Source organism: Micromonospora sp. NPDC048999 (assembly GCF_040649295.1).
In the GTDB taxonomy this organism is placed as follows: Bacteria; Actinomycetota; Actinomycetes; order Mycobacteriales; family Micromonosporaceae; genus Micromonospora.
The window spans coordinates 38,298-63,348 of the sequence record NZ_JBEZFI010000008.1; the positions used below are offsets into that span (position 1 = coordinate 38,298).

At 69.8% G+C, this 25,051-nt stretch carries 27 protein-coding genes; 13 read left to right on the forward strand and 14 right to left on the reverse strand.

The features are described from left to right. Positions 1–40: 40 nt before the first annotated feature. Positions 41–511 carry a hypothetical protein gene (locus AB0C02_RS12705; RefSeq protein WP_357546977.1) on the forward strand — a complete coding sequence of 157 codons (471 nt, stop codon included), beginning with the start codon at positions 41–43 and terminating at the stop codon, positions 509–511. Positions 512–914: 403 nt separating this feature from the next. Continuing rightward, positions 915–1,565, forward strand: a complete 651-nt coding sequence (locus AB0C02_RS12710) for a DinB family protein (protein ID WP_357546988.1) — start codon at positions 915–917, stop codon at positions 1,563–1,565. Positions 1,566–1,785: 220 nt separating this feature from the next. On the opposite strand, the gene AB0C02_RS12715 is transcribed toward AB0C02_RS12710, so the two are convergent. The 3 genes from AB0C02_RS12715 to AB0C02_RS12725 are packed head-to-tail and all read right to left on the reverse strand — an operon-like array spanning position 1,786 to position 4,225. After that, positions 1,786–2,850 carry an ABC transporter permease gene (locus AB0C02_RS12715; protein ID WP_357546993.1) on the reverse strand — a complete coding sequence of 355 codons (1,065 nt, stop codon included), beginning with the start codon at positions 2,848–2,850 and terminating at the stop codon, positions 1,786–1,788. Further along, positions 2,847–3,767, reverse strand: a complete 921-nt coding sequence (locus AB0C02_RS12720; protein WP_357547000.1) for an ABC transporter ATP-binding protein — start codon at positions 3,765–3,767, stop codon at positions 2,847–2,849. The genes AB0C02_RS12715 and AB0C02_RS12720 overlap by 4 nt, the downstream gene beginning before the upstream one ends. After that, the gene (locus AB0C02_RS12725; RefSeq protein WP_357547020.1) at positions 3,764–4,225 is read right to left on the reverse strand and encodes a GntR family transcriptional regulator; all 462 of its coding nucleotides are present in this window, start codon (positions 4,223–4,225) and stop codon (positions 3,764–3,766) included. Before AB0C02_RS12725 ends, AB0C02_RS12720 begins: the two co-directional genes overlap by 4 nt. 160 nt (positions 4,226–4,385) lie before the next feature. Between AB0C02_RS12725 and AB0C02_RS12730 the strand changes: the two genes are divergently transcribed. The 4 genes from AB0C02_RS12730 (at position 4,386) to AB0C02_RS12745 (ending at position 6,260) form a co-directional block, all read left to right on the forward strand. Continuing rightward, a complete protein-coding gene (locus AB0C02_RS12730; RefSeq protein WP_357547032.1) occupies positions 4,386–4,508 on the forward strand; it encodes a hypothetical protein in 123 nt (40 codons plus the stop codon). Between the two features lie 174 nt (positions 4,509–4,682). After that, on the forward strand, positions 4,683–5,039 hold the full coding sequence (locus AB0C02_RS12735) for a helix-turn-helix transcriptional regulator (protein WP_357547038.1): 357 nt from the start codon (positions 4,683–4,685) through the stop codon (positions 5,037–5,039). Next, positions 5,036–6,058, forward strand: coding sequence for a hypothetical protein (locus AB0C02_RS12740; protein WP_357547045.1), 1,023 nt, complete (start codon positions 5,036–5,038; stop codon positions 6,056–6,058). Before AB0C02_RS12735 ends, AB0C02_RS12740 begins: the two co-directional genes overlap by 4 nt. Then, positions 6,024–6,260: a VOC family protein gene (locus AB0C02_RS12745; protein WP_357547050.1), complete on the forward strand. Its 237-nt coding sequence runs from the start codon at positions 6,024–6,026 to the stop codon at positions 6,258–6,260. Before AB0C02_RS12740 ends, AB0C02_RS12745 begins: the two co-directional genes overlap by 35 nt. 291 nt (positions 6,261–6,551) lie before the next feature. Here the strand turns inward: AB0C02_RS12745 and AB0C02_RS12750 are convergent, their stop codons facing one another. Further along, positions 6,552–7,571 carry a YafY family protein gene (locus AB0C02_RS12750; RefSeq protein ID WP_357547056.1) on the reverse strand — a complete coding sequence of 340 codons (1,020 nt, stop codon included), beginning with the start codon at positions 7,569–7,571 and terminating at the stop codon, positions 6,552–6,554. Between the two features lie 90 nt (positions 7,572–7,661). Between AB0C02_RS12750 and AB0C02_RS12755 the strand changes: the two genes are divergently transcribed. After that, positions 7,662–8,180 (forward strand): VOC family protein, encoded by a 519-nt coding sequence (locus AB0C02_RS12755; RefSeq protein ID WP_357547060.1) that lies wholly within the window; start codon positions 7,662–7,664, stop codon positions 8,178–8,180. 95 nt (positions 8,181–8,275) lie between these two features. Here the strand turns inward: AB0C02_RS12755 and AB0C02_RS12760 are convergent, their stop codons facing one another. Next, on the reverse strand, positions 8,276–8,881 hold the full coding sequence (locus AB0C02_RS12760; protein WP_357547066.1) for a YdeI/OmpD-associated family protein: 606 nt from the start codon (positions 8,879–8,881) through the stop codon (positions 8,276–8,278). 139 nt (positions 8,882–9,020) lie between these two features. On the opposite strand from AB0C02_RS12760, the gene AB0C02_RS12765 reads away from it, so the two are divergent. After that, positions 9,021–10,988: a zinc ribbon domain-containing protein gene (locus AB0C02_RS12765; RefSeq protein WP_357547072.1), complete on the forward strand. Its 1,968-nt coding sequence runs from the start codon at positions 9,021–9,023 to the stop codon at positions 10,986–10,988. A 317-nt stretch (positions 10,989–11,305) separates the two neighbouring features. Here the strand turns inward: AB0C02_RS12765 and AB0C02_RS12770 are convergent, their stop codons facing one another. The 5 genes from AB0C02_RS12770 to AB0C02_RS12790 form a co-directional block, all read right to left on the reverse strand. Then, positions 11,306–11,803, reverse strand: a complete 498-nt coding sequence (locus AB0C02_RS12770) for a DinB family protein (protein WP_357547074.1) — start codon at positions 11,801–11,803, stop codon at positions 11,306–11,308. 126 nt (positions 11,804–11,929) lie between these two features. Further along, positions 11,930–12,556, reverse strand: coding sequence for a hypothetical protein (locus AB0C02_RS12775; RefSeq protein ID WP_357547078.1), 627 nt, complete (start codon positions 12,554–12,556; stop codon positions 11,930–11,932). Between the two features lie 246 nt (positions 12,557–12,802). After that, complete coding sequence (locus AB0C02_RS12780) at positions 12,803–13,489, reverse strand: response regulator transcription factor (protein ID WP_357547085.1); 687 nt, start codon at positions 13,487–13,489, stop codon at positions 12,803–12,805. Beyond that, complete coding sequence (locus AB0C02_RS12785; RefSeq protein ID WP_357547100.1) at positions 13,486–15,432, reverse strand: sensor histidine kinase; 1,947 nt, start codon at positions 15,430–15,432, stop codon at positions 13,486–13,488. Before AB0C02_RS12785 ends, AB0C02_RS12780 begins: the two co-directional genes overlap by 4 nt. 98 nt (positions 15,433–15,530) lie before the next feature. Then, the gene (locus tag AB0C02_RS12790) at positions 15,531–18,701 is read right to left on the reverse strand and encodes a hypothetical protein (protein ID WP_357547113.1); all 3,171 of its coding nucleotides are present in this window, start codon (positions 18,699–18,701) and stop codon (positions 15,531–15,533) included. A gap of 210 nt (positions 18,702–18,911) precedes the next feature. On the opposite strand from AB0C02_RS12790, the gene AB0C02_RS12795 reads away from it, so the two are divergent. Both AB0C02_RS12795 and AB0C02_RS12800 read left to right on the forward strand, forming a co-directional pair. Then, positions 18,912–19,094, forward strand: coding sequence for a hypothetical protein (locus AB0C02_RS12795; RefSeq protein ID WP_357547115.1), 183 nt, complete (start codon positions 18,912–18,914; stop codon positions 19,092–19,094). Continuing rightward, complete coding sequence (locus AB0C02_RS12800) at positions 19,091–20,104, forward strand: cupin-like domain-containing protein (protein WP_357547127.1); 1,014 nt, start codon at positions 19,091–19,093, stop codon at positions 20,102–20,104. The genes AB0C02_RS12795 and AB0C02_RS12800 overlap by 4 nt, the downstream gene beginning before the upstream one ends. An 88-nt stretch (positions 20,105–20,192) precedes the next feature. Here AB0C02_RS12800 and AB0C02_RS12805 read toward each other — a convergent pair whose 3' ends face one another. After that, complete coding sequence (locus AB0C02_RS12805; protein WP_357547143.1) at positions 20,193–20,612, reverse strand: MerR family transcriptional regulator; 420 nt, start codon at positions 20,610–20,612, stop codon at positions 20,193–20,195. A 109-nt stretch (positions 20,613–20,721) separates the two neighbouring features. On the opposite strand from AB0C02_RS12805, the gene AB0C02_RS12810 reads away from it, so the two are divergent. Then, positions 20,722–21,771, forward strand: coding sequence for an aldo/keto reductase (locus AB0C02_RS12810; protein ID WP_357547153.1), 1,050 nt, complete (start codon positions 20,722–20,724; stop codon positions 21,769–21,771). A 74-nt stretch (positions 21,772–21,845) separates the two neighbouring features. Here AB0C02_RS12810 and AB0C02_RS12815 read toward each other — a convergent pair whose 3' ends face one another. Continuing rightward, on the reverse strand, positions 21,846–22,244 hold the full coding sequence (locus tag AB0C02_RS12815) for an SRPBCC family protein (RefSeq protein ID WP_357547157.1): 399 nt from the start codon (positions 22,242–22,244) through the stop codon (positions 21,846–21,848). A gap of 54 nt (positions 22,245–22,298) precedes the next feature. Next, positions 22,299–22,892: a hypothetical protein gene (locus AB0C02_RS12820; protein WP_357547160.1), complete on the reverse strand. Its 594-nt coding sequence runs from the start codon at positions 22,890–22,892 to the stop codon at positions 22,299–22,301. Between the two features lie 75 nt (positions 22,893–22,967). Here AB0C02_RS12820 and AB0C02_RS12825 point away from each other — a divergent pair, with 75 nt between their 5' ends. Together AB0C02_RS12825 and AB0C02_RS12830 are read left to right on the forward strand one after the other, a co-directional pair. Continuing rightward, the gene (locus AB0C02_RS12825) at positions 22,968–23,765 is read left to right on the forward strand and encodes a hypothetical protein (RefSeq protein WP_357547162.1); all 798 of its coding nucleotides are present in this window, start codon (positions 22,968–22,970) and stop codon (positions 23,763–23,765) included. Beyond that, positions 23,762–24,130 (forward strand): GntR family transcriptional regulator, encoded by a 369-nt coding sequence (locus tag AB0C02_RS12830; protein WP_357547182.1) that lies wholly within the window; start codon positions 23,762–23,764, stop codon positions 24,128–24,130. Before AB0C02_RS12825 ends, AB0C02_RS12830 begins: the two co-directional genes overlap by 4 nt. Positions 24,131–24,137: 7 nt before the next feature. On the opposite strand, the gene AB0C02_RS12835 is transcribed toward AB0C02_RS12830, so the two are convergent. Beyond that, complete coding sequence (locus tag AB0C02_RS12835) at positions 24,138–25,019, reverse strand: slipin family protein (protein WP_357547202.1); 882 nt, start codon at positions 25,017–25,019, stop codon at positions 24,138–24,140. Positions 25,020–25,051 lie beyond the last annotated feature (32 nt).

A 25,051-nucleotide genomic window follows, 5' to 3' on the forward strand; every position in this document is an offset into this window, starting at 1 on the left:
ACAACGAAAATTCTATGATCACTGTGGATCAGCAATCAATTTGCATAGCCTGCTGCGGGAACGGCTGGTGGGCAGCGCGCCGGCCCGCGTGATCACGGTGTCGTCCAATGTGCACGGATCAGTCAAGCAGATCCCGTGGGACGAACTGGCCCGCGGCGAGCCGAGCTACCCGCTGTCGAAACTGGCGAACATCCTGTTCACAGTCGAGCTGGCCCAGCGCCTGACCGGCACCGGCGTGGTCGCCAACTGCCTGCACCCGGGCCTCATCCGTACCCAGTTGGGCCGCGAGGTCCGCGGCGTCGCCAAGCTGCTCGTCGCGGCCGCCAAGCCCTTCATGGGTGCCGTCCAGACCGGCGCGGCCACCCCGGTCTACCTGGCCAGCGCCCCGGAGGCGGCCGAGGTCACCGGAGGCTACTTCTTCCGCGGCAAGCAGATCGAGCCGAGCGCCCTGGCCCGCGACCCCGAGGCCGCCGCGCGTCTATGGACCCTGAGCGAGGAGCTGGTGGCGTAAGCCGGGCCAAGATGGTCGCCATGTGGCGCGCCCGCCAGATTTGTGATCAATGGCCTGCGGAGCGGCGTACGGACCGTGACGATCGACGTGAGCCGCAGCACCGGCTCGACGGCAGATCCGGATGCTTGATCTGGCGAGGATGCCCCCGATCTCTGGTCCTCGGACGGAACCCGTTGCCAAGGTGGTGACCAGCTATGCCGTCGCCATCGGCGCATCGGTCTCGGCCAGTCACCGTGCGCCGGTCGATGCTCGTCGCCTTCGGGCTGGCCGCGTCGGCACTCGTTGTCGGACCAGCCCGCTGACATCGCCGCGATCGCCAACGGGAGGGAGAGCGCCGTGGCCCAGGATGACGCCTCAATGTTCGTCGACAGGGACCTGCGGGGCGCGGTTCAACAGGTCGACGTTGGCCGGTGCGGTGATGCGGGGCGTCGATGTGCGCGGGCTCGATATCGATGCACGGTGGCTGACGGACGGCGCACTGCTGATCAACGGTGTCGACGTCGTGCCACTCGTTGAGGCTGAACTCAACCGGCGGTTTCCCGGGCGCGAACTGAAGCATGCCAGGGATCCCGATGGCCTACGCACGGCGTGGGCGGCGCTCGAACGGGCCTGGGCGGCCGCGGTGGATCGGGTGGAGTCCATGCCCGAGGGCGCCGCTGACGTCTCGGTCGATGGCGAGTGGTCGTTCGCGCAGGCCCTGCGCCACCTCGCGTTCGCCACCGACGCATGGCTCGGCAAGGCGGTCCTGCGCCTGCCGCAGCCCTTCCATCCACTCGGCCAGCCGCACGCCGAGTACGAGACGGATGGATTTGATATATCGGTCTTTGCCGCGGGGCAGCCGACTCTCGCCGAGGTGATCGATCTGCGTGCCGAGCGGCAGGCCATGGTGCGAGACTTCCTTGCGAACGTCACGCCGGAGCTGCTCGCCGAGCCTCGCCCGACCGCGTGGTCACCCGAACACGAGGAGCCGGTCCTGCACTGCCTCCACGTGATCTTCGACGAAGAGTGGGAGCACCTCCGCTTCGCACTGCGTGACCTCGACGCGCAGGAATGAAGCCCGGCGTCCAGGTGGACACGTGGAGAGAGCTCCCTCCGAAGCGACACCAGGCTGCTTCAGACCCTGTACTGCTCAAGTGCGGCATGCGGACGGCGCTTCATCGTCAAGATGGTCGGTCGGCGTACCGGCGACCATCTTGGTTCGGGTTTCCGCATTGATATCGTCCTGCGGCAGGGTGCGATCATTGCCGAGGGGTGCGACACCTGGGCGGCTGGGGTCAGCCCGCGCTGAGGTTGGTGCGGCGGACGATCCACCAGAGGGTGGCGAGGGCCACCGCGGTCAGGCCCAGGTAGCCGGTCGCGATGATCAGGTGGAAGTCGGGGATCCGGCTGCCCGGCTGGTACTGCAGGTGGTGCAGAAGATGGTTGTCGAACTCGCAGGAAAGGATCTTGCCGCCATCGTTGTCGGGCGGGCAGAGGCGTTGCAGCTCGACGCCGCTGAGCTGGCGCCCGGAGGCGTCGAACGCGCCGGACGGCCCGTCGCCACCGTAGTCGATCATGCCGCCCTGGACGACCAAGGCGTTGTCGCGCAACAGACCGCCGTCCGGGCCGCCCACCTGTAGGTGCGCGGACAACGGCTTCATCAGGGTGGGGTAGCGCCACTGGACGAGGTAGGTCAGGCCGATGAACCCCGCGATCACGCCGAACACGGCGGGGAGCGTGCGTTTGAGCGCGGCGCCGAGTGCGACGCCGACCGCGAACCAGCAGATGCTGACCGCGACCGGCAGCATCCCGGTGTTCACGAACGGCAGGTAGTCGAACAGGGTTCCCGGAGCGACCTGGGTTTCCAGGTGTGCCAGGTGGTCGCTGACCCCGGCGACGGCCGCGGTCACCGCCGTCACGAACAGGCCGAGCATGCCCAGTTTGGTCCACAGCCAGCGCTGAGGGGACACGTCCTGGCTCCAGGCCAGCAGCAGGGTTCGCTGCTCGTGCTCCCTGGTCAGCAGCGGGACGCCGATGAACACGCCGATCAGCAGCGGCATGTACTGCACCAGCCGGGACAGGGCACCCAAGGTCAGGACCAGGCGCGAGGACCCGGCGAGCCGCAGGCCTTGCGGGGAGTTCTCCGGGCAGTACGTTTCGTGGCACTGGTGCCACAGGTCTGTCAGTTCCATGGACAGGTAGGTCATCCAGCCCACCAGGACCGCGGCCAGGACGAGCATGCTGAGCAGGGCCCCGCGGTGCTGACGCCAGGTCAGCCACAGTAGGCCGCGGACGCCCCCGGCGGACCCGAGATCGTCCTGGCGCTTCATCGAGGCGGGCGCTTGCGTGACCGGGCTCATGCCGCTGTCTCCAGATCACGGTGTGCCTTGGACGATGCCTTGAGGTAAGTCAGGATCAGCTCGTCCAGGGTGATGGGCTGGGCGGTCCAGCCGGGAGCGACGACGGCGTGCGCCGTCGGTGACGCCGGCTGCCGGAGTACGAACGTGGACTGGCGGTCGGTGTGCTGCGCCTGGACGATCGCGCCCGGGCCAGGTGGCTGGTCCGCGCGGGGCCCGGCCAGCCGCACGTGGCTGTCGAGCAACTCCTCGACATCGCCGGTGAGCACGGGCCGGCCCGCGTCGAGCAGCAGCAGATGGTCACCGACCCCACTGAGCTCGGCGATGATGTGGGTCGACAGCATCACGGTCATGTCGCTGTCGGCGGCCTCCGCCATGAGTTCGCCGGTCACCTCAGTGCGGGCCACCGGGTCCAGGTTCGCGAGGGGCTCGTCCAACAACAGCACCGCCGGGCGGGAGCCCAGAGCGACCGCCAGCGCGACCTGCGCCCGCTGCCCGCCGGACAGCTTGCCGCAGCGGCGGTCCAGGGGGATGTCGAAGCGCTGAAGCCACGACAGCGCCCGCCGCTGGTCCCACACGCGGTTCATCGACCTTCCGAAGCGGAGCATGTCCGACACACTGAAGTCCCGGTACAGCGGCTTGTCCTGGGCCAGGATCGCGACCCGACTCCCGGCAGAACCACCCCCGTTGGTGGACCTGCCCCTCACCACCGGTCGGCCGTGGACCAGCAGCGAGCCGCTGGTGGCCGCCAACGTACCGGCGATGATGCTCATCAGCGTCGACTTGCCCGCGCCGTTCGCGCCGACCAGCGCGATGATGCGGCTGGCGGGCAGTTGGAAGCTGCACTCCCGTAGCGCCCAAACGCTGCCGTAGCGCCTGCCCACGTCACGGGCTTCCACGGCGATGGACTCCTCACTCATGCGGCGCCTTCCTTCATCCGGAACCCAGCACCCGGTGTCGGTTCTGCCTGCGTCCGGTCGCCGCCAGCCTGGGCCCTGCGCACCGAGTTCTCCACGATCACCGAGGCGAGCAGCGCCTGGACGTCCTCGTCCTCCAGACCGGCCTCGCGGGCCTGGCCGAGCCACCGGGCCAGGCTGCTGCGCAAGCGGGCCATGACATGGGGATCCGCGTGGCCGAGCGTTCCACTGACGAAGGTGCCCGCCCCCTGCCGCGCCTCCACCAGGCCGGAAAGCTCCAGCTCCCTGTATGCCTTCAGCACCGTGGTCGGGTTGACCGTGCACGAGGTCACCACGCTGCGCACGGTGGGGAGTTGGTCCCCGGGCTGCAGCGTCCCGATCCGCAGCCCTTCACGCACCTGCCGCACCAGTTGGGCGTATGCGGGGACGCTGCTGGACCGGTCGACATGAAAGTTGATCACCTAGCAGCCTCCTTGTCCGCTCTATGCATCGCGGATTGTTTCGGTCAAGTAGAACACCAGCTAACCGACATGGCAAGCACGTGCCCGGACAGCTGACGGCATCGAACCGCTCGCAACACCGCCTGCCCAGCGCGATCGCCGCATCAGGCAGCAACCCGATATGCCGGCACGACCGGTCTTCTACGGCACGCACTCGGTCGACATCGACGGCGAGCTCGCCCAGCTCGACACCGACGGCTACCGGCCGCTACGGCTAGCCGAGGCCGCCTCGGCACGCCACTGACCACAGCTGGTGAACCTGCCCGGAATCCCGGATGAGCGTCGAGCCGCCGCCGCTTGATGTGTAGGACAGGGGCCCGTAGCGGCACCGCTAACCGGACGGGAGCGCCGTCGCGCTGTCAGCAACAGCCATCCTCACGCTCTGCCGTTATACCTTTGCACCCGATACATTGATGGCGTGGAGACACCGGTACGCGAACCCACGTTCCTGATCCTCACGGCGTTGGCCGCGGAGCCGCTTCATGGCTACGGACTGATCACCGAGGTAGCCCGGCTTTCCGACGGCCGCGTGTCGCTGCGCCCCGGCACGCTCTACGGCGCCCTCGACCGGCTGCTCGACGCGGGTCTGGTCACCGTCGAGCGGGAGGAAGTGGTGGACAGCCGGTTGCGCCGCTACTACCGGCTCACCGAGCACGGCGGTGACCTGCTCGCCAACGAGACCGAGCGGATGCGCCGCAACGTCGAGGCCGCAACCGCGCGGTTGAACACACGTACCCGTCGAGGCACGCCCCGACTCAGCGGAGGGATCGCATGAGCGACCTGGAACGCCGCTATCTGCGATTGGTCCGGATCTTCTATCCGGCCGGCTACCGCAACGCGCGCGGCACCGAGATCGTGGGTACGTACCTCGCTCTGTCCTCGCCGGACCGGCGGTGGCCTTCGGTCGCCGACGTGACCGACGTAGCCGGCGGCGGGCTACGCCAGCGCCTACGCGCGATCGGCGCCACCGGAATCGGCCCCGGAGTGCGGCTGGCCGCGACGCTGGCGTTGTTGACCGCCACGGCTCTCGCCGGCGGCTGGGCCATGCTGGAGCTCAATCCGTGGACGACGGCGTGGTTCGGCTTCGAGCAGCACGGCACGTCCGTCTCGCTCGGTGTCGGCGTGTGGGCGGCATGGCTGCTCGCCGCGGTGGTGCACGTGGTGGCACCCGGCCGGTGGACCCGCCTGGCGATCGGTCTCGCCCTTGTCCTCACCGTCGCCGTCGTACCGCTTGCCGCCGTCGTCGACCGGTCCCGGCCTCCGCTGTTCGTACTACTCGCCCAGGTCTGCCTCGGATTCGTGGCGCTCGGCGTTCCCGGCCAGCCGCCCGTGTGGCTACGACTGCTGCCCGTCGCCGGCGCCGCCGCGGCTCTACCCGTAGCGGCGACTTTTTCCCGTAACGGTGGCGACGTGCTCCGTGGGTACTACGGCTGGCCCGCCGGGCAGGTCCTGCCCGGCGCCGGGATGGCACTTTTCTTGGTGACGTTGCTCGTCGGGGTAGGGCTGGCGGCGCGCAACGACCTTCGTGGTGCTTGGGCACTGCTGGTGCTGTTCTGCCCGATCGGCATGCTGTGGCTGCATCCGCTGGCCGAAGAATTCGCCGTCAGCTTGTACGGCGGCGGACCGAATGCGGACTGGACGACACTGGCCACAGCGGCGATCATCGTGGCGGTTGCGGCGGCGATCGTCATGTCGGCTGCGCTGATGGTCCAACGACGGGTCGCCTTCACCCACGCCGCCGTCGAGCGTTGTACGGCGGGTGGCTCCCTCACCAGCGACAGCGCGAAGCGATAGCAGCCCGGCTAGCACCAAGCCACTGGTCGACGTCCGTCGCATCATGTTCGCCGTCGACGACATCGAGGACGTCATCGCCCGCCTGCGTACCCACGGCGCCGAACTCGTCGGCGAGCTGGCGCAGTACGAGGACAGCTACCGGCTGTGCTACGTCCGCGGCCCGGAGGGCATCATCGTCGGACTGGCCGAACAGCTCGGATGAGGTCTGCCGAAGGGACCGTGCAGCGAACCGCGCCCGACCGCCGGTGGGCCAAGGCCACCACCTGAGAAACCTCGACGGCGGAGCGCCTTGGCGTGGAGATCGAGCAGGCACTGCGGGCCGTGGGCTGGTTCACTCCCGGCCCTGATCCGGTTGTGCTCATGTCCGCGGTCAGACAACGACGATCCGGGGTTCGCCGGCGAACCATCTTGCCGAGCGCCCTCGGCAGCAGATCCGCACACGCGGCGCCATGGCGGGCGAGGAGTTCGGAGAGCGCTCGCTTCGAGACGCACATCAACCGGGCGGCGGTGCCGGACGGACACTGCCACGCGCAGCTCGTGGTGACCGCGTGCCGGACCCGCTTGGTCCTGCCGTGGCGGCTCGGAACAGCGCGGCTGTTGACCTGAGGTGGGCGGTCAGCTCGGCTGGACCGTTGATTTCGAACGGCAGCCCGATCGACGCCAGCCGGAGCGTATGCCATTCGGGGGTGTCTGGCGGTGCGTGCCATCGGCAGGTTCCGTCCGGCTGGTCGGTTAGGGTGCCCGGCGGTGGCGCGCCGAGGCGGTCCACCACGTGGGCGGCCGGTGCGTGGATGACGATGTCGGCCGGGTACGCCGGAGCCATCTGCATGGTCTGGCTGGCGAGGAAGGCGGCGACGTCTCCGCCGGGTACGTCCCTCGTGGCCGCTCGGGCACCGGTCTTGGCGGGCGTCGTGACCCGGTCCAGTCGGAAGGTGCGCCAGTCGTCGCGGTCGAGGTCGAAGGCGAGCAGGTACCAGCGTCGCCCGGCCGTCACCAGGGCGCGTGGCTCGACGTGCCGGTCCTCGTCGCGGTACCGGAACCGCAGCCGCTCGTGGTCGGCGATCGTTGCGGCGGTGGCGACCAGCGCGTCGGGGTCCACCAGCTGCGCGGCCAGGGGGAACGGGTGGGCCACGGTGGAGGAGGCCAGTGTGTCGACCCGGTGGCGCAGCCGGGCCGGCAGGACCTGAAGCAGCTTGCCCATCGCCCGTACCGCCGCCTCGTCCAGCCCGGTCACCGGCTGCGCCGCCGCTGTGCGCAGCCCGATGGCCACGGCGACCGCCTCGTCGTCTTCCAGCAGCAGCGGCGGCATCGCCGCGCCGGCCGTCAGCCGGTACCCGCCCAGCCCACCCTGCTCGGCATGCACCGGGTAGCCCAGCTCGCGCAACCGGTCGATGTCTCGCCGCACCGTCCGGCCGGACACCCCGAGCCGCTGCGCCAGCTCGCTTCCCGGCCACAGCCGAGGAGTCTGCAACAGCGACAGCAGGGACAGCAGTCGAGCACGCGAATCGGACACGGCAGCCAGTGTGCCGCCCGGCTAGGACGGAATCTGACCTATACGAGATCTACCGTGGACGCCGTCGGCTACGACACGAGGGAGATTGTCATGAGCAGCACCCCACCGGCCGGATACACGACCGTCGCGCCGTGGATCGTCACGCCGGACACCGGCCAGTTGCTGGACTTCATCACCGCCGTGTTCGACGGACTCGAGCTGGGCCGGGTACCGCTGGAGGACGGGACAATCGGCCACGCCGAGATCCGGGTCGGCGACACCGTCCTGCTCGCCTTCGACCAGCAACCGGACTGGCCGGCCATGCCGTCGCTGCTGCGGGTCTTCGTTACCGATGCCGACGGGACAATCGAACGCGCGGTCGCCGCCGGAGCCCGCGTGATCACCGCACCGGCCACCCAGGCCTTCGGTCAGCGGGGCGGCCGGGTACGTGACCCGTTCGGCAACATCTGGTGGATCAGCACGGTGGTCGAAGATGTCGCACCCGAGGTAGGAATGCGGCGGCTCGCCGAACCGCGGTACGCCGAAGCGATGCGCGACGCCCAGGAGACCCTGCACCGGGAACTGAGCGGCCGCGCCGACAGCGTCGTCAGCCGCCCGCTGATCGCCTGAGCCCGCACCTGCCTGTACGGCGTGACGGTACACCCCCGCGCGTACGAGTACGCCCCGCGAACCCGCTCGGCGGCTACTTGATCATGAAATGCCGATTACGGCAAGTTCGGAGGCTTGGCCTTCTGCGGGTAAATCGTCTCGTGCCGGGCCAACATGGCGACGAACTCGCCGATCTTCCGCTCGCGGGTCTGCGCCCGCTTGGCGGCATTGACGCGGTAGATGAGAGCGAACCGGTTGGTTTTGGTGAGCACGTCGAACATGGCCTGGGCGGCGGGGTCGGCAGCGATGGCGGCGAGGAGGTCGGCCGGCACCTCGGCTTCCGACGGCGGGGCGTAGGCGTCCGCCCACCGCCCGTCCGCCTTCGCGGCTTCTACCGCGACGCGGCCTGGGGGCAGCATCCGCCCCTGCGCTTCCAGCCGGTCCACGTGGGCAACGTTGCGTTGTGACCAGGAACTGCGGGCCCTGCGAGGGGTGAACCGGATCCAGGAGGTTTCCTGATCCCGTTTACGGGCCTGCCCGTCGATCCAGCCGAAACACAGGGCCTCGTCGACCGCCTGCTGCCACGTCAGCGTCGTGACGGTGCCACCCTTCCTGGTCAGAGCGAGCCAGACACCAGGCGACGCGGCGTGGTTGGCCGACAACCACACGCGCAGCGCCCCGGCGTCCGCAACGATCAACTCATCCAGTTCGGCGCTGCCCATGACTGCAGGCTAAGCAATTTGATTACTGATCCACAGTGGTCATAGAATTTCCGTTGTCGGGCGTTTTGTTTGGGATGCGGTCGGCGGAGAGTCGGGCTTGTCTGTTGTTCGAGTCCGGGTGGTGCCGGGACGGTGGCGGGTGAGCCGGAAGTTGGCGTTGGCTTCAGGCGAGGCGGTGCGGACCGCGTGTGCTCGCGCGCTGCTGCGAACGGGCGTGGACGAGGCGTCCGGGGATGTCGTGTCCCGGGCGGTCCTGACGGAGCGTGTCGGTTGGTGTGCTGATCTGGTGGCGCGCATGGTCGGCAGTCTGCTGGCCGGGCACTGGAATTCGGCTGATGTTGATGTGCTGGCCTCCGGTCAGGATGCGGGTGGTCGGAGGTTGCCGTCGAATGCGTGGATGGCGTTGCGGCGGCTGGGTTGGACGACCACTGTCCCGGAGGGTGTGAAGGTCAATGACCGGATCGTGCGGATGGCGCAGGAGCAGGCGGGGCGTGTTCTGCGGTCGGTGAAGTGGCGTGCCGACCTGACCGCCGGGATCCTGTCGACCTGGCCCGCCGACCCGCGTAAACGCACTCCGCTGGAGTGGGATCAGGTTCGTGCGGCGGTCCCGGGCGGGCAGGGTCTGCCGTCGACTGTGATCAAGGGTCGTACCCGGCAGGCCGCCACGTTCCTCAACACCAACGGTCGGTTGCCGGTGGATGTGTTCGAGTTGGAATGCGTGCCGAGGGTTACGCGGATGCTGCTGTTGGCCGCGTGTGACCGGCAGCAGGCCACCATCGAACGCAGCGACACCGACCCGGGCAAGGCGCTGCTACGCCTGCAGTTGCCGACCCGGGCGGATCCGCGTTCGTATCGGGACTGGACGTGGGTGGCCTGCCCGATCAGCCTGCCACCCACCGTCCCCGCCTCAGCGGTCCTGCACCTACCCACCCTGCGCGTCACCGGCGGCACGGTGCGCGCCGATCTCGCCTACACGCATCCGGTGCCGAAGGCCAAGCGCGCCGGGCACGAGGTGGCGCTGGGCGTGGACTGGGGGCTGAACACCCTCCTCACCGCCGGAACCCTCCGGCTGGAGACGGACGGTCGGATCACCGCGTTAGGGGCCGGTGGCCAGTTCCGCGCCGCCGGTGTCCTGGCCAAACAACACCGGCTGCGCCGCCAGAGTGAGCGGCTGCAGACCAAGGCCGACCACTACCAGCGGCTCATCGACGGCGACCAGCAGCACACCCTCGCCGGCAAACACGCGGTCCTGCGCGACGAGATCCAACACGTGTCCGCCCGCCGCACGAACCTGAACGACGCCCTCGCCTGGGCCGCCGCCCGCTGGACCGTCGACCAGGCCATCGCCGCCACCGCAACCGTCATCTACCTGGAAGATCTGCGGTCGATGGAAGCCAAGGGCATGGGCGCCACCATGAACACACGCCTGTCCCAACAGGTCCGCGGGAAGATCACCGACCGCATCCGACACCTCGCCGCCGAGCAGGGCATCGCCGTGGTCACCGTCCCCGCCCGCAACACCTCCAAACACTGCCCGCAGTGCCTGACCCCGCTACGGCACCGTAAGGCCCCTGACCAGCCGACCGTCGCGGGCTGGAAGTGGGCCATCTGCCCCCACCATTCCTGCCGGTGGCAGGGCGACCGCGACCACGGGGCCTGGCGGCGCATCGCCGCCCGCGGCCTCACCCACCAGGCCAAGACTGTCATCGACAAGACCAGCGGGCACATGGTGATCCGGTCGGTCGTGGACAAGCTCGAAGCCGCGGCCGTCGTCACCCCCACCACAGCCAGCCGGACGGACCGGTCGAAGACCGGCCCCACCGCGCGCAAGCCACCACGCCCTGCGCCCAGGCGACGCAGGGCACCCTCCCCCACCCGGCCCCACAGCCGGGCGGGCAAGCGTCCGGAGGGACACGCACCAACGGACCGGACCCGGCTGCCCCGCGCAGCCGACCGGCACCAGAACGTGACCACGACCAGCACACCCACCACCGGCCACCAGCCACACGGAGCAGCGCTGGGCGCAGGATTCCACTTCCACGCCCACGCCACCCCACCCAGGTGGGAAAACGATCCCGGAAACTCAATCCGGCTCAGGATCGCTTAGCTGATCAGAGACGCTATCGCTACGCCGTTGCCGCAGCCTCTGCCTGTGGGCCAGACCGAGTCGCCGGGCGGCCGGCGCGCCGGCCGCTCGGCGTCGGGGCAGGACCTCGACGCTCAGGACGGTCCCGACGTCGGGCCGGCATGTCGGACTCCTCGTGCACGTGCCGGGTGCTGCGAGCGTCGTCCACGACCACGGGCCTCTGACAACCGCCAGCGCCATCCACGGTGGCGGCCAGACGCCGTACGAGCCGGCCACGCCCGGCGATCCAGCCGTAGCGTCGACCGCTCGGTCTACGGCCATGAGCGGACGTCCGCGCCCTACTCGTTGATGAGCTGCTCTCGAAGAATGTCTGCGTGCCCACAGTGCTGGGCGAGCTCGCGCAGCACGTGGAGATACATCCACCGCAGCGGAAGCTGGCCCCGCCGGTGCCCGTGAAGGATGTCGTCCAGACCCAGGGATGACGTCGCATGACGTGATGCTTCGCAGGCTTCGCGGTGTGCGTGCTGCACGGTGGCGATCGTGTCGTCGTCATCGAGGATGAACGACTCGTCTGGCCTCGCAGGGATGCCGATCTCAGCGCGCGACCGGCACGTGACGGCTTCGTCAAACCAGACCTTCTCGACGAAAGTCGCATCCTTCACAAGACCCAGCAGCGTGGTCCGGGAGGCCACCAACGATCGGTGCACCTGTCCCTCCGTCAGCCCGTCCAAGCAGCCATTGAGCGCGCCGCAGTGCTCATCGAGGGACGCCTCGAACTGTGCACGGGCTGGCTGTGCGACGACTTGGTCGCCGAAGGTAGGCGGGTAGGAAGGCATCGGCGAAGCATTCCAGACCGTCGCCCAGGAGAACTTGCGGACATCGGCACGAGCGGTCGGCTGACTTGTCGGTCTCGCAGGTGCGGCCCCTGACGCCCTATCGGCGGCAACTGGGGATGCCTGCGCTCATCGGGCAGGACTGGCCACCTCGTCCGCAAGGTTGAACGTGGCACCGCATTCGCGACAGCTCACCCGACCAAACAAGTAGGTGAGTGCGGTCGCCACCGACTCGTGGCCCAGCCGCAACGCCTCGGCGTGCAGGCGCGTGGCCAGTTGTGAGCAAAGCCCGGGTTCGATCGAGGAATCGTCAGACTGCAGGTCGATAAGCAGGTCCTCATCGCACGCCGGGCACTGCACGTCGACTTCCCCGTCGTTGATGCGATCGAGCTCCTTGCCCCAGACTTCGTCGCCGTCGGAACCGAGTACGGCTTGCTGCAGGTATACGAACGTCGTGTCGCTGGACCCGCCGGACGCCAGGCATTCAAGGGTCAGTGCACGCAATGTGGCGATGTCATCGGCGTACAAGCCGCGGCTCTTGTCGTCGGCGTCTACGGCGATGAACCCGGCAAGTACGACGGCGCGCTCGCGGTCTTGAGGACTGAAGTTGGCGCAGGTCCGGGCCAACCAGGGCAGCAGAACGGCGCTTGCGGGATCGCAGGTGCCCTGGTGACACGACTCTTGCCAGATGAAATCCCACGCTGGGGAAGCGGGATCGTCTGCGGCGGCATCCAGGGCCTCCTGAAGGCTTGTCACCTACGAAGCCTCCCACAACGATCGACTTACTCATCTCGGCTACTTAGAGACTTGGTCCAGGACCGGTTTTCGGCCATGAGCGTACGCCGGTGGGGCGTCATCCTCGGAGCAGCGACGCTGGCTGTCGGGCGTCGCGAGAGTGCGCACCCGGTCCCTGAGCGCCCCCGAGTGATGAACCACCACGGGCGCGCCGACCTCGACGTCCGCGACTACGACGGGCTGACCGACACCGTCATCCGGCTGGGCTCAGTCAGGGTCCCGCGACGAGCTGTTGGTCCATCGGGAAGGTGGGGTGCCGAGACCTTCGTCCCGGGCCGCGGCGATCGCCTCGGCCCGGCTGTTGACCTGGAGCTTGACCAACAGGGCGGAGACATTGTTGCGGACGGTCTTCGGGCTCAGGCCGAGCTGCTGGGCGATGGCGGGGTTCGGATGGCCGCGCGCGAGCAGTTCGAGCACTTCCCGTTCCCGCACGGTCAGCTGCGGAAACGGAGTCGGTCCGGCGGGGCCGGCGCGGAACAGCAGCCCGGCACGGGCCGCCACCGCCGAACCGAGCACCAGGTCCCCGCTGGCCACCGCACGGATGCTGCGCTCCACGTCGGCCGGGTGCGCCCCCTTGAGCAGGTAGCCGCGGGCGCCGGCGCGCATTGCCGCGACCAGCGAGGCGTCGTCGTCGAGCATGGTGACCACGAGCACCGCTGCCTCCGGATGGTCCCGGCTGAGCACCCGCGTCGCGTCGATCCCCGACCCCTGCCCGAAGTGCAGGTCCATCAGGACGACGTCGGGCCGGACCGTGGCGATCAGGTCGAGTGCCGCCGGCACCTCGGCGGCCTCGCCGACGCATTCGATGCCGTCGAGGGTGGAGAGCAGGGAGCTCATGCCGAGCCGGAACACGGGATGGTCGTCGACGATGACGACCCGGACGGTGGCGGTCACGATTCCTCCAGTGGAATGCTCAGGCACACCGTGGTGCCGCGCGGCTCGGCAGGGCCAATGCTCAGCGTGCCGCCGACCCCGTCCGCCCGTTCTCGCATCGCGGGCAGGCCGACGCCGGTGCGGCCGGCGCGGATGCCATTGCCGTGGTCGGTCACGGTCACCCGCAGTTCCTGTGGCTGCCGCTCCAGCAGCACCGTGCACCGGTCGACGCCGGCGTGCCGGTGCACGTTGCGGACCGCTTCGGCGGTGACCCCGTACGCCGTGGTGGCGACGGCGCCCGGCAGCAGGTCCAGGGGCTGGGGGGTCCGAACGGTGACGGCGAGACCGGCGCGGGCGTACTGCTGTCGTAGCAGTTCAATGGCCGGCTCGAGACCCCCGTCGGCGAGGACCGGTGGCAGCAGTCCGTGTGCCAAGCCCCGGACGTCCTCGGCCCGGGTGTTCAGTTCGGTGATCAGGCGGTCCAGCAGGTGCCTGGCCCGTTCGGGGTCGCGTGGGACGAGGTTGCGGGCGGCCGCCAGGCCGAGGCCGATGCCGCTGAGGGCCGGGCCGAGACCGTCGTGCAGGTCTCTGCGCAGGGCCCGCCGCTCCTCGTCGCGGGCCTCGGCGAGCCGACGGCGGGACCTGGTCAGTTCGTCGTTCGTGCGGGCCAGGTCCACGACGGTGGCGACGACCGGGGCGAGGCCGGTGAGGGTCTCCGCCTCGCGGGCACCGAGCAGTTCCCCCGGCGGCGGCCAGGCGTGCAGGTAGCCCACCGTGCGGTCGGCGCTGGTCAACGGCACCGTCATCGGCGGGCCGGGTGGCCCGTCCGGCGGTTCGGGGCCGTCCTGGCTGATCCGCACCTCCGCGAGGCGCAGCGCTCTCGCCACAGCGGGACCGAGTTCGGTGGCGCTGTGCAGGCTGCCCGCCATCCGGCGGATCAGCGGCTCCGGGCGCTCGCCGTACACCAGCCGGTCGACCTGGCGCTGCACCAGCTGCCGGATCGGCTGGAACCCCGCCGCGATGGCTGCGGTGACCATCAACTGCGGCACCGCCGACGCCGACGGCAACAGGCCGTCCAGCGTCGCGACCGCGGCACAGTACGAGGCGATCACCGCGGCGGTCATCAGGTACCACACCAGCGTGCGCCGGACCGCCAGCTGGAGCCCCCACAACTGCTGGCGGAGCACCACCACGGCCACCGCGGCCGGGAAGAACGCCTGCGAGGCGAGCATGAGCAGGGCCGGGGCCGAGGCGGGCAGGTAGGGCGGCAGCACGGTGACGAGGAAGGCGAGGGTGAGCAGGCCACTGCCGACCGTCGCCCAGCCCATGCCGTGCCGCTGCTCGGCCGGACCGCGCCGCCAACGCCAGGCCGCGCCGAGCGCGGCGAGCGCGCCGAGGACCACCAGCGCGTACGACAGCGCCGACGCCGACCGCGCCACGACCGCGGTACGCAGTTCCTGGGCGCCCGCCGGTAGCGCGACCACTCCGCGTGGCGCCGGGGCGGTTACCATGAGCACCGTCATCAGCAGCACGTACCCGGTCCCGATCCCGACGCCGAAGCGTCCGACCCAGACCGGCGGACGGTCGGGCAGCAGCCAGGGCATCACCACGACCAGCGCGTACAGCCCGGGGACCCACGCCCACGAGTGGGCCGAGAGCAGCCAGCCCGGACCGGAGTGCAGCAGTCCCCATTGGGCCGCGAAGGCAGCGACGGAGCTGCCCACGGCCGCCGCCGCGACGATCCATCCGGCGAGCCGTCCGCCGCCGCGTTGCCGGTTGAGGATCAGCCAGGCCGCCGCGCCGTAGACCACCCCGTCCATCAGGTCCACCAGCGAGTAGAGCTGGGTGACGCTGAACGGTGGCAGGGCGACGCACCAGGCGACGATGGCGCCGACGGTGCCGGCCACGGTCACGGCGAGCACCGTGTGGGCGGCGATCCGGCGGGGGGCGGGAAGCTTCGGCATCGTGCCCACTGTCTCAGTCCTTCCGCTACGCTGCCGACGACTGTTCGGCCGAGGACGGGACGCGGACCGGACCACTGTGGCCCGGTCCGCGCCGTCGGTCAGCTCTGCGCGGCGACCTTGCCGGTCACCCGCACCTGGTCGATGACGGTGGCGATCTCCGGGAGCGTCTCCGTGTAGACGTTCGCCGCCAGGCGCTGCGAGTAGGTCTCGTACAGCGCCCCGAGCTGGTCGGCCCAGCCGATGGCCACCGCGTGGATGCAGTTGCCGAGGTACTCGTTCGGCGAGCCGGGGCTGTCCGCGCCGGAGCAGCTCGGCGAGTAGATGTGCTGCTGGTCCTTGCGGGGGTCGATCTCCGTGGTGCCGCTCGGGCAGGGATCACCGGCCGCAGCCTGCGTACAGGGCGCGTAGTCCGCCTCGGCGATCTGGTACGCCCGGTTGATGTTGGTGCGTGGCCACTCGTGCCCGACGGGTGCCCCCGCGATGCGGTAGTTGCTCGGCAGCATCTCATCGCCGAACAGGTAACCGTTGAGTGAGGCGTCGGCCTCCAGCGCCACCGGGAAACCGAGCTTGGTGTACGCCTGCAACAGCCGTACGATCTCGGTGATCTTGTCGCTGCGGGTCCGCAGCGCGGAGGTCGGGTCGGCGAAGGCCCGGTTGACGACCTGGTAGTACTCCTTCTGCTTGCCCCACAGCATCAGGTTCGCCTGGCTGCGGGCGATCCCCAGCCGCTCCGGGTTGTCGGCGGAGCCGGCGTGGGTCTCGAACGCGGCGCGGTGCGCGCCGTCGTTGTACTGCATCACGTACTTCTCGTCATAGCAGTAGCCGGTGGGCGGGTTGCTCCGCACGTCCTGCGAGCAGATGATCCCCGCCGGGTTGGTGTTGCGGTACGACCGGACGTCCATCCAGAAGTCGCCCTGGTTGAGGCTCATCTGTTCCCGGACGGTCAACTGCAGATCGGCCGTGGTGATCTCGCGCTGCCCGTTCGACCGGGTGTCTCCGTTGACGAACACGGCGTCGTAGCAGATCCGGAAGTGCGGCTGGAACCGGTCCCTGGTGCCGTATGCCAGCAGCTGGAAGGCGTTGGGCAGCTCTCCCAGCTGAACGTTCGCGGGGATCTGCGTGCTCGGCAGCGGATTGCCGCCGTCGCAGCTTCCCATGACGTTGCTGCGGGTCTGGTTCTTGTTGTAGGCGACGACGTTCCGGCCGCTGCTGTCCGGCCGCGGGCTCCAGTACTCGTTGACGTTGGTCAACCGTCGGGGTGGCGCCTGATCCGGCCCGTACCAGGGGTTGTACCCACCGGCGGTCACCGAGTCGCGCAGCCGGCGCAGTTCGGCCGACTGCGCGTTGACCGCGCTCTTGTAGCCGTCCACGAGACCGGTGAAGAGCGGGTTCCGGTGCCCGTCGGTCGGCTGGCTGAACCGCTTGGCGGCGTCCAGAATGGTCTGTCCGGAACGCTGGATCCGGGCGGCGAACGAGTTGGTCCCGGTCATGTCCCCGGCCAGCGTCGGGTTCTCCAGCGCCAGGGCGTTGTAGGAGCGGGCCGCCATCAGCCAGACTCCGGCGTGCGGCACCTTGGTCGTCGCCGGGTACCCCTGGTCCCAGTTGCGGGCCAGGTACGCGAGGTAGTCGATGGCGCCGTACGGGCCCTTCTCGTCCAGCACCCGCTGCGGGTTCACCCCGGCCTGCGACCATTCGGCGGGGGTCAACACGAACGGCGCCCCGGTGCTGGTCGAGGTCGCGGTGGTGAACAGCCGCCCCTCGGCCTCGTCGTACTGTGCGGTGGTGAGAGTACGGCCGGTGCGCGCCGTGTAGCCGACAAAGGTGTTGATGACGTACTCGGCGTCGCTGAGCGCGCTCTTCTTCAACGCCTCCTGCATCGACAGGCTGAGCTGGTCGACCCGACCCTCGAGCGCGTTGAGCTGGTGCTTGATCGCGTCGATGTCGCGGACCACGCCGGCGATGTCGGTGCTCATCCGGTTCAGGATGCTCATCAGGTCGTCGTAGATCAGCGAGAGCATGTTCTCGATCCGGTCGAACCGGTCGTGCATCTCCGTACGCAGGTTCGCCACCTGCTCACGCAGCTTGCCGATCTCCTGCATGACCAGCTCGTGCTCGGACGGACCGGAGCCCAGGAACATCGGCGCCAGGGTCATCACCGCGCCGAGGATGTTGCCGGTGAGCACCACGGTGCTCAGCGCGCCCAGCGCGTCGCTGAGCCCGAGACCAGCCACGGTCGGCAGGTACTGGTTGATCGCCGTGGCGATGCTGACCGCGGCCTTGCCGAGAGCGAGGACCTGCTGGCCGACCTTCTGGTCGGCGAACCCGGCGAGGGTGGCGAGGATGCCGACGGCGGCACCGGCGGCGTCGATCACCGCCTGTCGATCCGCGCTGTCCCCGAGCGCCTTCGTGTAGTCCTGCGGGGTGGGCTTCGGCCCGGGACCCACCGGGTACTTCAGGCTGGCCGCGGCGAGCTGCTCCAGGATCTGCTCGTTCTGCTCACCGACCCGGCCCAGCGCGTTGCGCAGCTCCGTGCGCAGCGCATCGAGGAACGCCTGCCCGTTACCGAGGTGTTCGAGGATCGCCTCGGTGTTGATGAAGGAGCCGATCAGCGGGTCGGCGAGCAACTGCTCGGTGGTGGCGGTGGCGCTGACGCTGGCGTGCACCCCGATCGCGCCGTCCCAGGCGGCGGCCAGGTCACCGTCCTGGACAGCACGCCGGCTGAGCTGGCCCCAGGCCCGCTCCTGCACCGCGTAGAGCGCCTCCATCCACCGGTAGTTCTGGTACGCCGTCGTCACCGCGTCCTCGATCTCTGCGGACGCGGTGATGGAGGAGCCGATGGTGGCGTCGAGGACCGCCTTGACCATGGGTCCGACGACGGAAACGCCCTGCACACCGGAGAGCGCGTCGATGGTCTTGATGACCACCGAGTAGACGGTGCGGTAGGTGGTGTCGGAGATACCGGCGGCGTCGACCGCCTGGCGGGTGACGACGAGGTGCCGGGCCAGGTCGTCACGGGACGCGTTCGGGTGCCGGTCCCGCCAGTCCATCAGTTCGGCGGTGAGCACCAGGTTCTTGAGGCCGGCTGCCCCGGTGTTGTGGGCCCGCATGTACGCCGAGAACACCCCGTCGTGGAACTTCTGGGTCTCGAAGTCCACCGGGTCGGCGGCGTGCGCCGCGTTGGGGATGATGACGAGCACGGCGGCCACCATGGCTGCGATCAACGCGCGCAGCCGCGTCCGACGTGGTCGACGTCGGGAGATGAGACGCATTTTCCGGGATCCTCCTGATCCAGAGCGAAACCCGCCAATGGGCGGGTGCGGCTCGGGACACTGCCGCCGGCGGTGTCCCGCCCGCCAGGGGTGGCCGTCCCGTCCGGGCGGGACAACCGCGGCCGACCGTTCGGCCCAGTCACGGCGTCCCGGGCCGGCGGGACATCCGGCTCTGGTAGGCGGGTCGCGGTCCGCCGTGCAATACCGGGCATGACCAATGTCGAACCGGATCACTTCCCGGCCCACGTCAAGAACTCCTACGTGAACTGCGACGAGTACGTCCGCGAGGCACGGCTCACGCCGCCCCCGCCGCCGGTCGCCGCGTCCCGCGCAAGCGGCGGCGAGGGCGGTGCGACGGGCCGGCGGCTCCACCTCGTATCGGAGGCGGCGTGACCACCACGGCCCCGCCCGCTCTCGCCCCCGCATGGCGGGAGTGGATCGTGGAGAACCTGGCGATGGGCGTGCCGATCGACCAGGTGCGGCCTGCCGCCGTGGCCGGCTGCGGCGACCCGGACACGGTCGACGCGGAGTTGGCCGGGCTGGCCGACCACCCCTACTTCACGGTGTGCCGGCGTCTCGCGCTGCGCTACGACTGGATGGAGTCGGTGCTGGACACCTACCGGGCGCTGCGCAACGCCGACGGCGGGCAGGTGTTGGAACGCCGTAGCGGCATCGGCCCCGAGGAGTTCTTCACCCGGTATTACCTCGGCCACCGGCCGGTGGTGCTGGAGGCGATGATGTCGGACTGGCCGGCGCTCGGCTGGACGTTGGACACGTTGGCCGACCGGTGCGGTGACGCCCGGGTCGAGGTGATGACCGGCCGTGACGCGAACCCGGACCACGCCTGGCAGTACGACCGGCATCGCACCGAGATGGCCTTCCGCGACTATCTGGCGCTGGTCGGATCCGGGGGGCGGACCAACGACTACTACATGGTGCCGCGCAACGAGAACTGGTCGGGGGCGTTACGGCCGCTGGCGGCGGACGTCCGGCCCCCGCCGGGGATCGTCGACCCGTCGGGCGGCGGGCACCTGCTGCTCGGCCCGGCGGGTACGGTCACCCCGCTGCACATGGACAACAGCTCGGTGCTGCTCTGCCAGGTGCTCGGGCGGAAACGCGTACGACTCGTGCCCTCGTACGAGCGGCACCTGGTCTATCCGCGCGGCGGAACGTTCAGCGCGGTGGATGCCGCCGACCCGGACCTGCGCCGGCACCCCCGGTACGCGGAGGCGACGGTGCTGGAGACGGTGCTGCAGCCCGGTGAGATGCTGCTCATCCCGGTCGGGTGGTGGCACTGGGTGGAGGCCCTGGACGTCAGCGCGACCGTCACCTTCCATCACTTCCGCATCCCGGGGCAGAACCACAAGCTGGCGACCCCACCGGCCGCCGCCGCGTCCGACTGAGCCGGCTCGGCACCCTGCTGCTCGTGGCCAGCCGATGCGGGGCACGACCGCCCGTCGGTCAGTCGCTCCGCGTCGGCTTCTACGTCGGTCACCGGCCGATGTCGGTACCGCTGGCGGACGAGGCGGCGAGCTGGTCCAGCACGTCCTCGTACACCCCGACCTTGAAGTTGACCAAGTCCAGACACTTGCGGAGCTGGTCCATCTGGTCCAGGACCCGCTCTCGGTGCTCCCGTAGCAGCATCAGCCGTTCCGCCTCGGTGCCGCTGCCGGCGCGGACCAGTTCGGTGTAGCGCCGGATCGCCGGCAGCGGCATGCCGGAGCCGCGCAGGATCAGGCAGACGGTGAGCCAGTCCACATCGTCCTGGTGGTAGACCCGGCGGCCGCCGGGATCGCGCCGGACCGGGTTGGCCAGGATGCCTTCCCGCTCGTAGAACCGCAGCGTGTGCACGCTCAGCCCGGTGTGCTCGGCGACCTCGCCGATGCTCAGGCCCGGGACGACTTCGGACATGCTGTCCAGCGTACGGGTTGACCTAGAGTCGACTCCAGCTCCTAGGGTGCTCGCACGGCTGGCCGGCGGGCCGACCGCCCGGCGCGCGCCGACCACAAGGAGCACGACCATGCGTTACCGCGTCCTCGGCCGCACCGGCATCGAGGTGAGCGTCCACTGCCTCGGCACCATGATGTTCGGCTTCGTGGGCAATCCCGACCACGACGATTGTGCGCGGATCATTCACACCGCCCTCGACCAGGGGATCAACTTTGTGGACACCGCGGACATGTACTCCGCCGGCGAGTCCGAGCAGATCGTCGGCAAGGCGCTGCGAGGCCGCCGGGACGACGTGGTGCTCGCCACCAAGGTGCACTTCCCGATGGGCGAGGGACGGAACCGGGGCGGCAACTCGCGGCGCTGGATCGTCCGGGAGGTCGAGGAGAGTTTGCGCCGGCTGAGCACCGACTGGATCGACCTCTACCAGGTGCACCGGCCGGACGCCACCACCGACATCGAGGAAACCCTGTCGGTCCTGACCGATCTGGTACGCCAGGGGAAGATCCGCGCGTTCGGCTGCTCGACCTTCCCGGCCGAGCAGATCGTCGAGGCGCACCACGTCGCGGAGCGGCGCGGGCTGCACCGGTTCCGGACCGAGCAGCCGCCGTACTCGCTGCTCGCCCGAGGGATCGAGACCGACCTGCTGCCGGTCACCCAGCGCTACGGCATGGGCGTGCTGACCTGGAGCCCGCTTGCCTCCGGCTTCCTGACCGGCCGCTACCGCAAGGGGCAGCCGGTCGACCTGTCCACGGGTCGGGCCGCGCTCACCCCGGCCCGGTTCGACCCGGCGATCGAGGAGAACGTGCGGAAGCTGGACGTGGTGGAGCAGTTCGTCGAGCTGGCGTCGGAGATCGGCAGCACGCTGCCGGCGCTGGCGCTGGCCTTCCCTGTGGCGCATCCCGGGGTCACCTCGGTGATCATCGGACCGCGCACCATGGAGCAGCTCGACGCCGCGCTGAGGGGCGCCGCGCTGACCCTGGACGACGCCGTGCTGGACCGGATCGACGAGATCGTTCCGCCGGGCACCAACCTGTACCAGGCCGACGGCGCCTGGCGCCCGCCGGCGCTGACCGACCCGGCGCTTCGCCGTCGCCCGATTACCGACCGCGCCGCCGTCTGACCGACTGAACGGCGCGGACTTGCCCGTACTGTCATGAGCGCCGGCGCACGGGGGCGCGGTCTTGGCGGGCAACCTCACGCGTCTTCGAGAACCTTCTTGAGGAGCGCGAGGTCGCCGTTGACCAGTGCCGCGTCCCGCTCGAACTCCGCGTCGGTCATCCCCGGCGAGCGGCGGAGCGTGAAGACCACTTCACAGCCGGTGCCGCTCGCGATCGCCCGCAGTGGCACGTACACCGTCTCACCGGAGGGCGTCAGCACCTCGTGGTCGAGCACCCCGTACTCGTTCTCCGGGGCGAACGTCACCCGCACCCGGCCCTCCGGCGTCTCGACGAACCAGTTGTCGTCTATCCGCACCACCGGGCCGCCCAGACCCGGCGCCCACCGAGGCAGGTTTGCCGGATCGGCGGCGAATGCGTAGACCTCCCCCGTCGGCCGGCCGATGTACACGGAGAGGTGCCGGGATTCGGTCTCCATGAGGCGATGATGTCACGGCCTGCTCCCCCGTGAGTGGCCTCGCGGGGATCGTCGTCACGCGTTCGGCGGTGCGCACGCTTGCCTGGCCAGTGCGTCCTGCCACGACCGGCCGTATGGATCGCGGTCGCCCGACCACATCGTCTCGTCGGGCGCCTCGCCGGGGAGGCGCAGGGTCGGTGGCATCACGTCGACTGTGTGCGCGCCGAGGGGGCCCTTGACCCGCACTGGGATCGGCCAGTCCTCGGTGGACACGGCCGTGCAATCCGTCACCCGGTAGCCCAGCCGTATCTCGATCACCTCACCGGGGTGCAGCGTGGTCGGCAGCGTGCCCTCCAGATTCCTCGCGTCGGTCAGTTCCAGCCCCGGCCCCTCGGCCCCGACCGCCTGCACGACGACGGACACCTGGCCGTCGTTGCGAATATGCACCCCGTACGCGAAGCTTCGCTCCTCTGGGTTGATCTGTGCCAGGAACCCGCTGGCCTCGATCGCGCGCAGGCGCGGCACGACGATGCCGATGCTCCACAACACCAGCCCGGCACCCGCGAGCACGGCGACGGCCAGGAGCGATACGGCGAGACGTCGCGCACCCCGCCGGGTCATCCGACCGGCGTCGGGGTCCAGCCGCCGCCACACCTCGTCGGCGATCACGTATCGCGCCACCGCGTCCTCCCCCATCGTCCAGCGTCATGGCGCAATGTATCAATGGCTTGCTACATTGACTAGGTGGAGGTTGAAACGCTGGTCATGACCATCCTGTTCGGTGGCCTACCGCTCGTGGTGGCGGCGGCGCACGCGTACGGGCCGATCAGCCGGGCGCGGCTGGAGACGTTCGCCCAGAAACAGCGGCTCGACATCACGGCCGGCAACGGCGATCGGGTCATCGCGTACCTGGCGATCACCCGGCGCTGGAGGTGCGCCGGAGCCGGCCTGGGCTGCGCCATCGGGTTCGCCTGGGGCCTGCCCGAAGGCCGCTTCCAGATCAATTTCCTCGCCCTGTTCGCGGGTTGGTTCGTCGGCGCCCTCGTCGCCGAGTTGACCCTCGCCCGGGTACGCCGCGGCACCAGGCGCGCCGCGTCCCTCGTCGTACGCACATCCGCCACCTACCTGGTCCCGCTCACCCGCGGCATGCTGCCGCTCGCCGCGATCGTTCTCACCGCCGCGATGATCGTCGTGCTGATGCGCCGCGATCCGCAGTCTGTGCCGGCCGCTGCGATGGCCTGGATCGCGTTCGGCGCCGGGGTTATAAGCCTCGTCACGCTCGTCCGGCGGCAGGTCGTGACCCGGGCACGCCCGGGCGCCGAGCCCGACGTGCTGGCCGCCGACGACGCGATCCGCACCCGGTCGCTGCACGTGCTCACCTCCGGTGGGTTCGTCCTCGCCGGGATCAGCGCCATCGCCGCGATGAATCTCGCCGATCCGGGCGCCGCCGCCATCCGCACCGTGTTCGGTGGCCTTCTCGTCCTGTTGTGCGGCATCGCCATCGCGAACGGGCGCGGGCCGCAGCGCCAAGTCGCGCCGTGATCGTCGAGGTCGACACCGCCAGTGCCGTTCCGGCGTACGAGCAGATCAGGGCGCAGCTCGCCACGATGATCGAGACCGGCGTGCTGGCGCCCGGGACGAAGCTGCCGCCCGTACGTCAGCTCGCCGCCGATCTCGGGCTCGCCGTCAACACCGTCGCACGGGCCTATACCGAGTTGGATCGGGCCGGCCTGGTCACCAGCCGCGTACGCCACGGCACCGTGGTCGCACCTCACCAGGCGATCGGTCAACCGGAGATACGCCGACGGCTCGCCGAGGCCGCCGACAGCTTCGCCGCCATCGCGGGGCGCCTCGGTGTCACCCCGGACGAGTCGCTCGACGCAGTCCGCAAAGCCCTGCACCGGTAAACGCCCGTTAGTGCTGCGGCCGGTGCCCGTCGCCCTCGGCGGCCGCGGCGACGTGCTCGGTGGTCGGGCCGAGCACCGAGGGCTCCTCCGCCGCCCCCGGCCCGCCGGGCGCCACCTGCTCGCGGCCGCGCCGTCCGTACTCCTGAAAGAACTGCAGCAGCTCTACCGGGAACGGCATGACCAGGGTGCTGTTCTTCTCCGCCGCCACGTCCACCACCGTCTGCAGCAGCCGCAGCTGGTACGCCCCCGGCGTCTGCGACATCGTCCGGGACGCATCGGCCAGCCGGCGGGAGGCCTGGTATTCAGCGTCGGCGACGATGACCCGCGCCCGCCGTTCCCGCTCGGCCTCGGCCTGGCGGGACATCGAGCGCTTCATCTCCTCGGGCAGCGCCACGTCCTTGACCTCGACCCGCTCGATCAGCAGGCCCCACGGCTTCTCGGTGGGCACGTCGATCACCGATTTCAGCTCGGCGTTGATCTGATCCCGGTTGCTCAGCAGAGTGTCCAGGTCAGCCTTGCCGATCACCGAACGCAACGCGGTCTGCGCCACCTGCAGCACTGCCGCCGGGTAGTCCCGCACGTTGACCAGCGCCTTCACCGGATCGACGACTCGGTAGTAGACCACCGCGTCGACAGTGAGTGTCACATTGTCCCGGGTGATCGCGCCCTGCGCCGGCACCCCGATCACGGTGGTCTGCATGCTGACCCGCATCATCCGGTCGGCGATCGGGATGATCAGGTGAAAGCCGGGCTGGCGGACGCGCTCCAGCACCCGGCCGAAGCGGAACACGATGCCGCGCTGGTACTGCTGGACCAGCCGGACGCTCAGCGACAACCCGAGCAGCACAATCACGACGACGATGATCGCCACGATGATGGCGACTGCCATGTCCCCCTCGATCCCGGAGGCGCCCGCCTCCC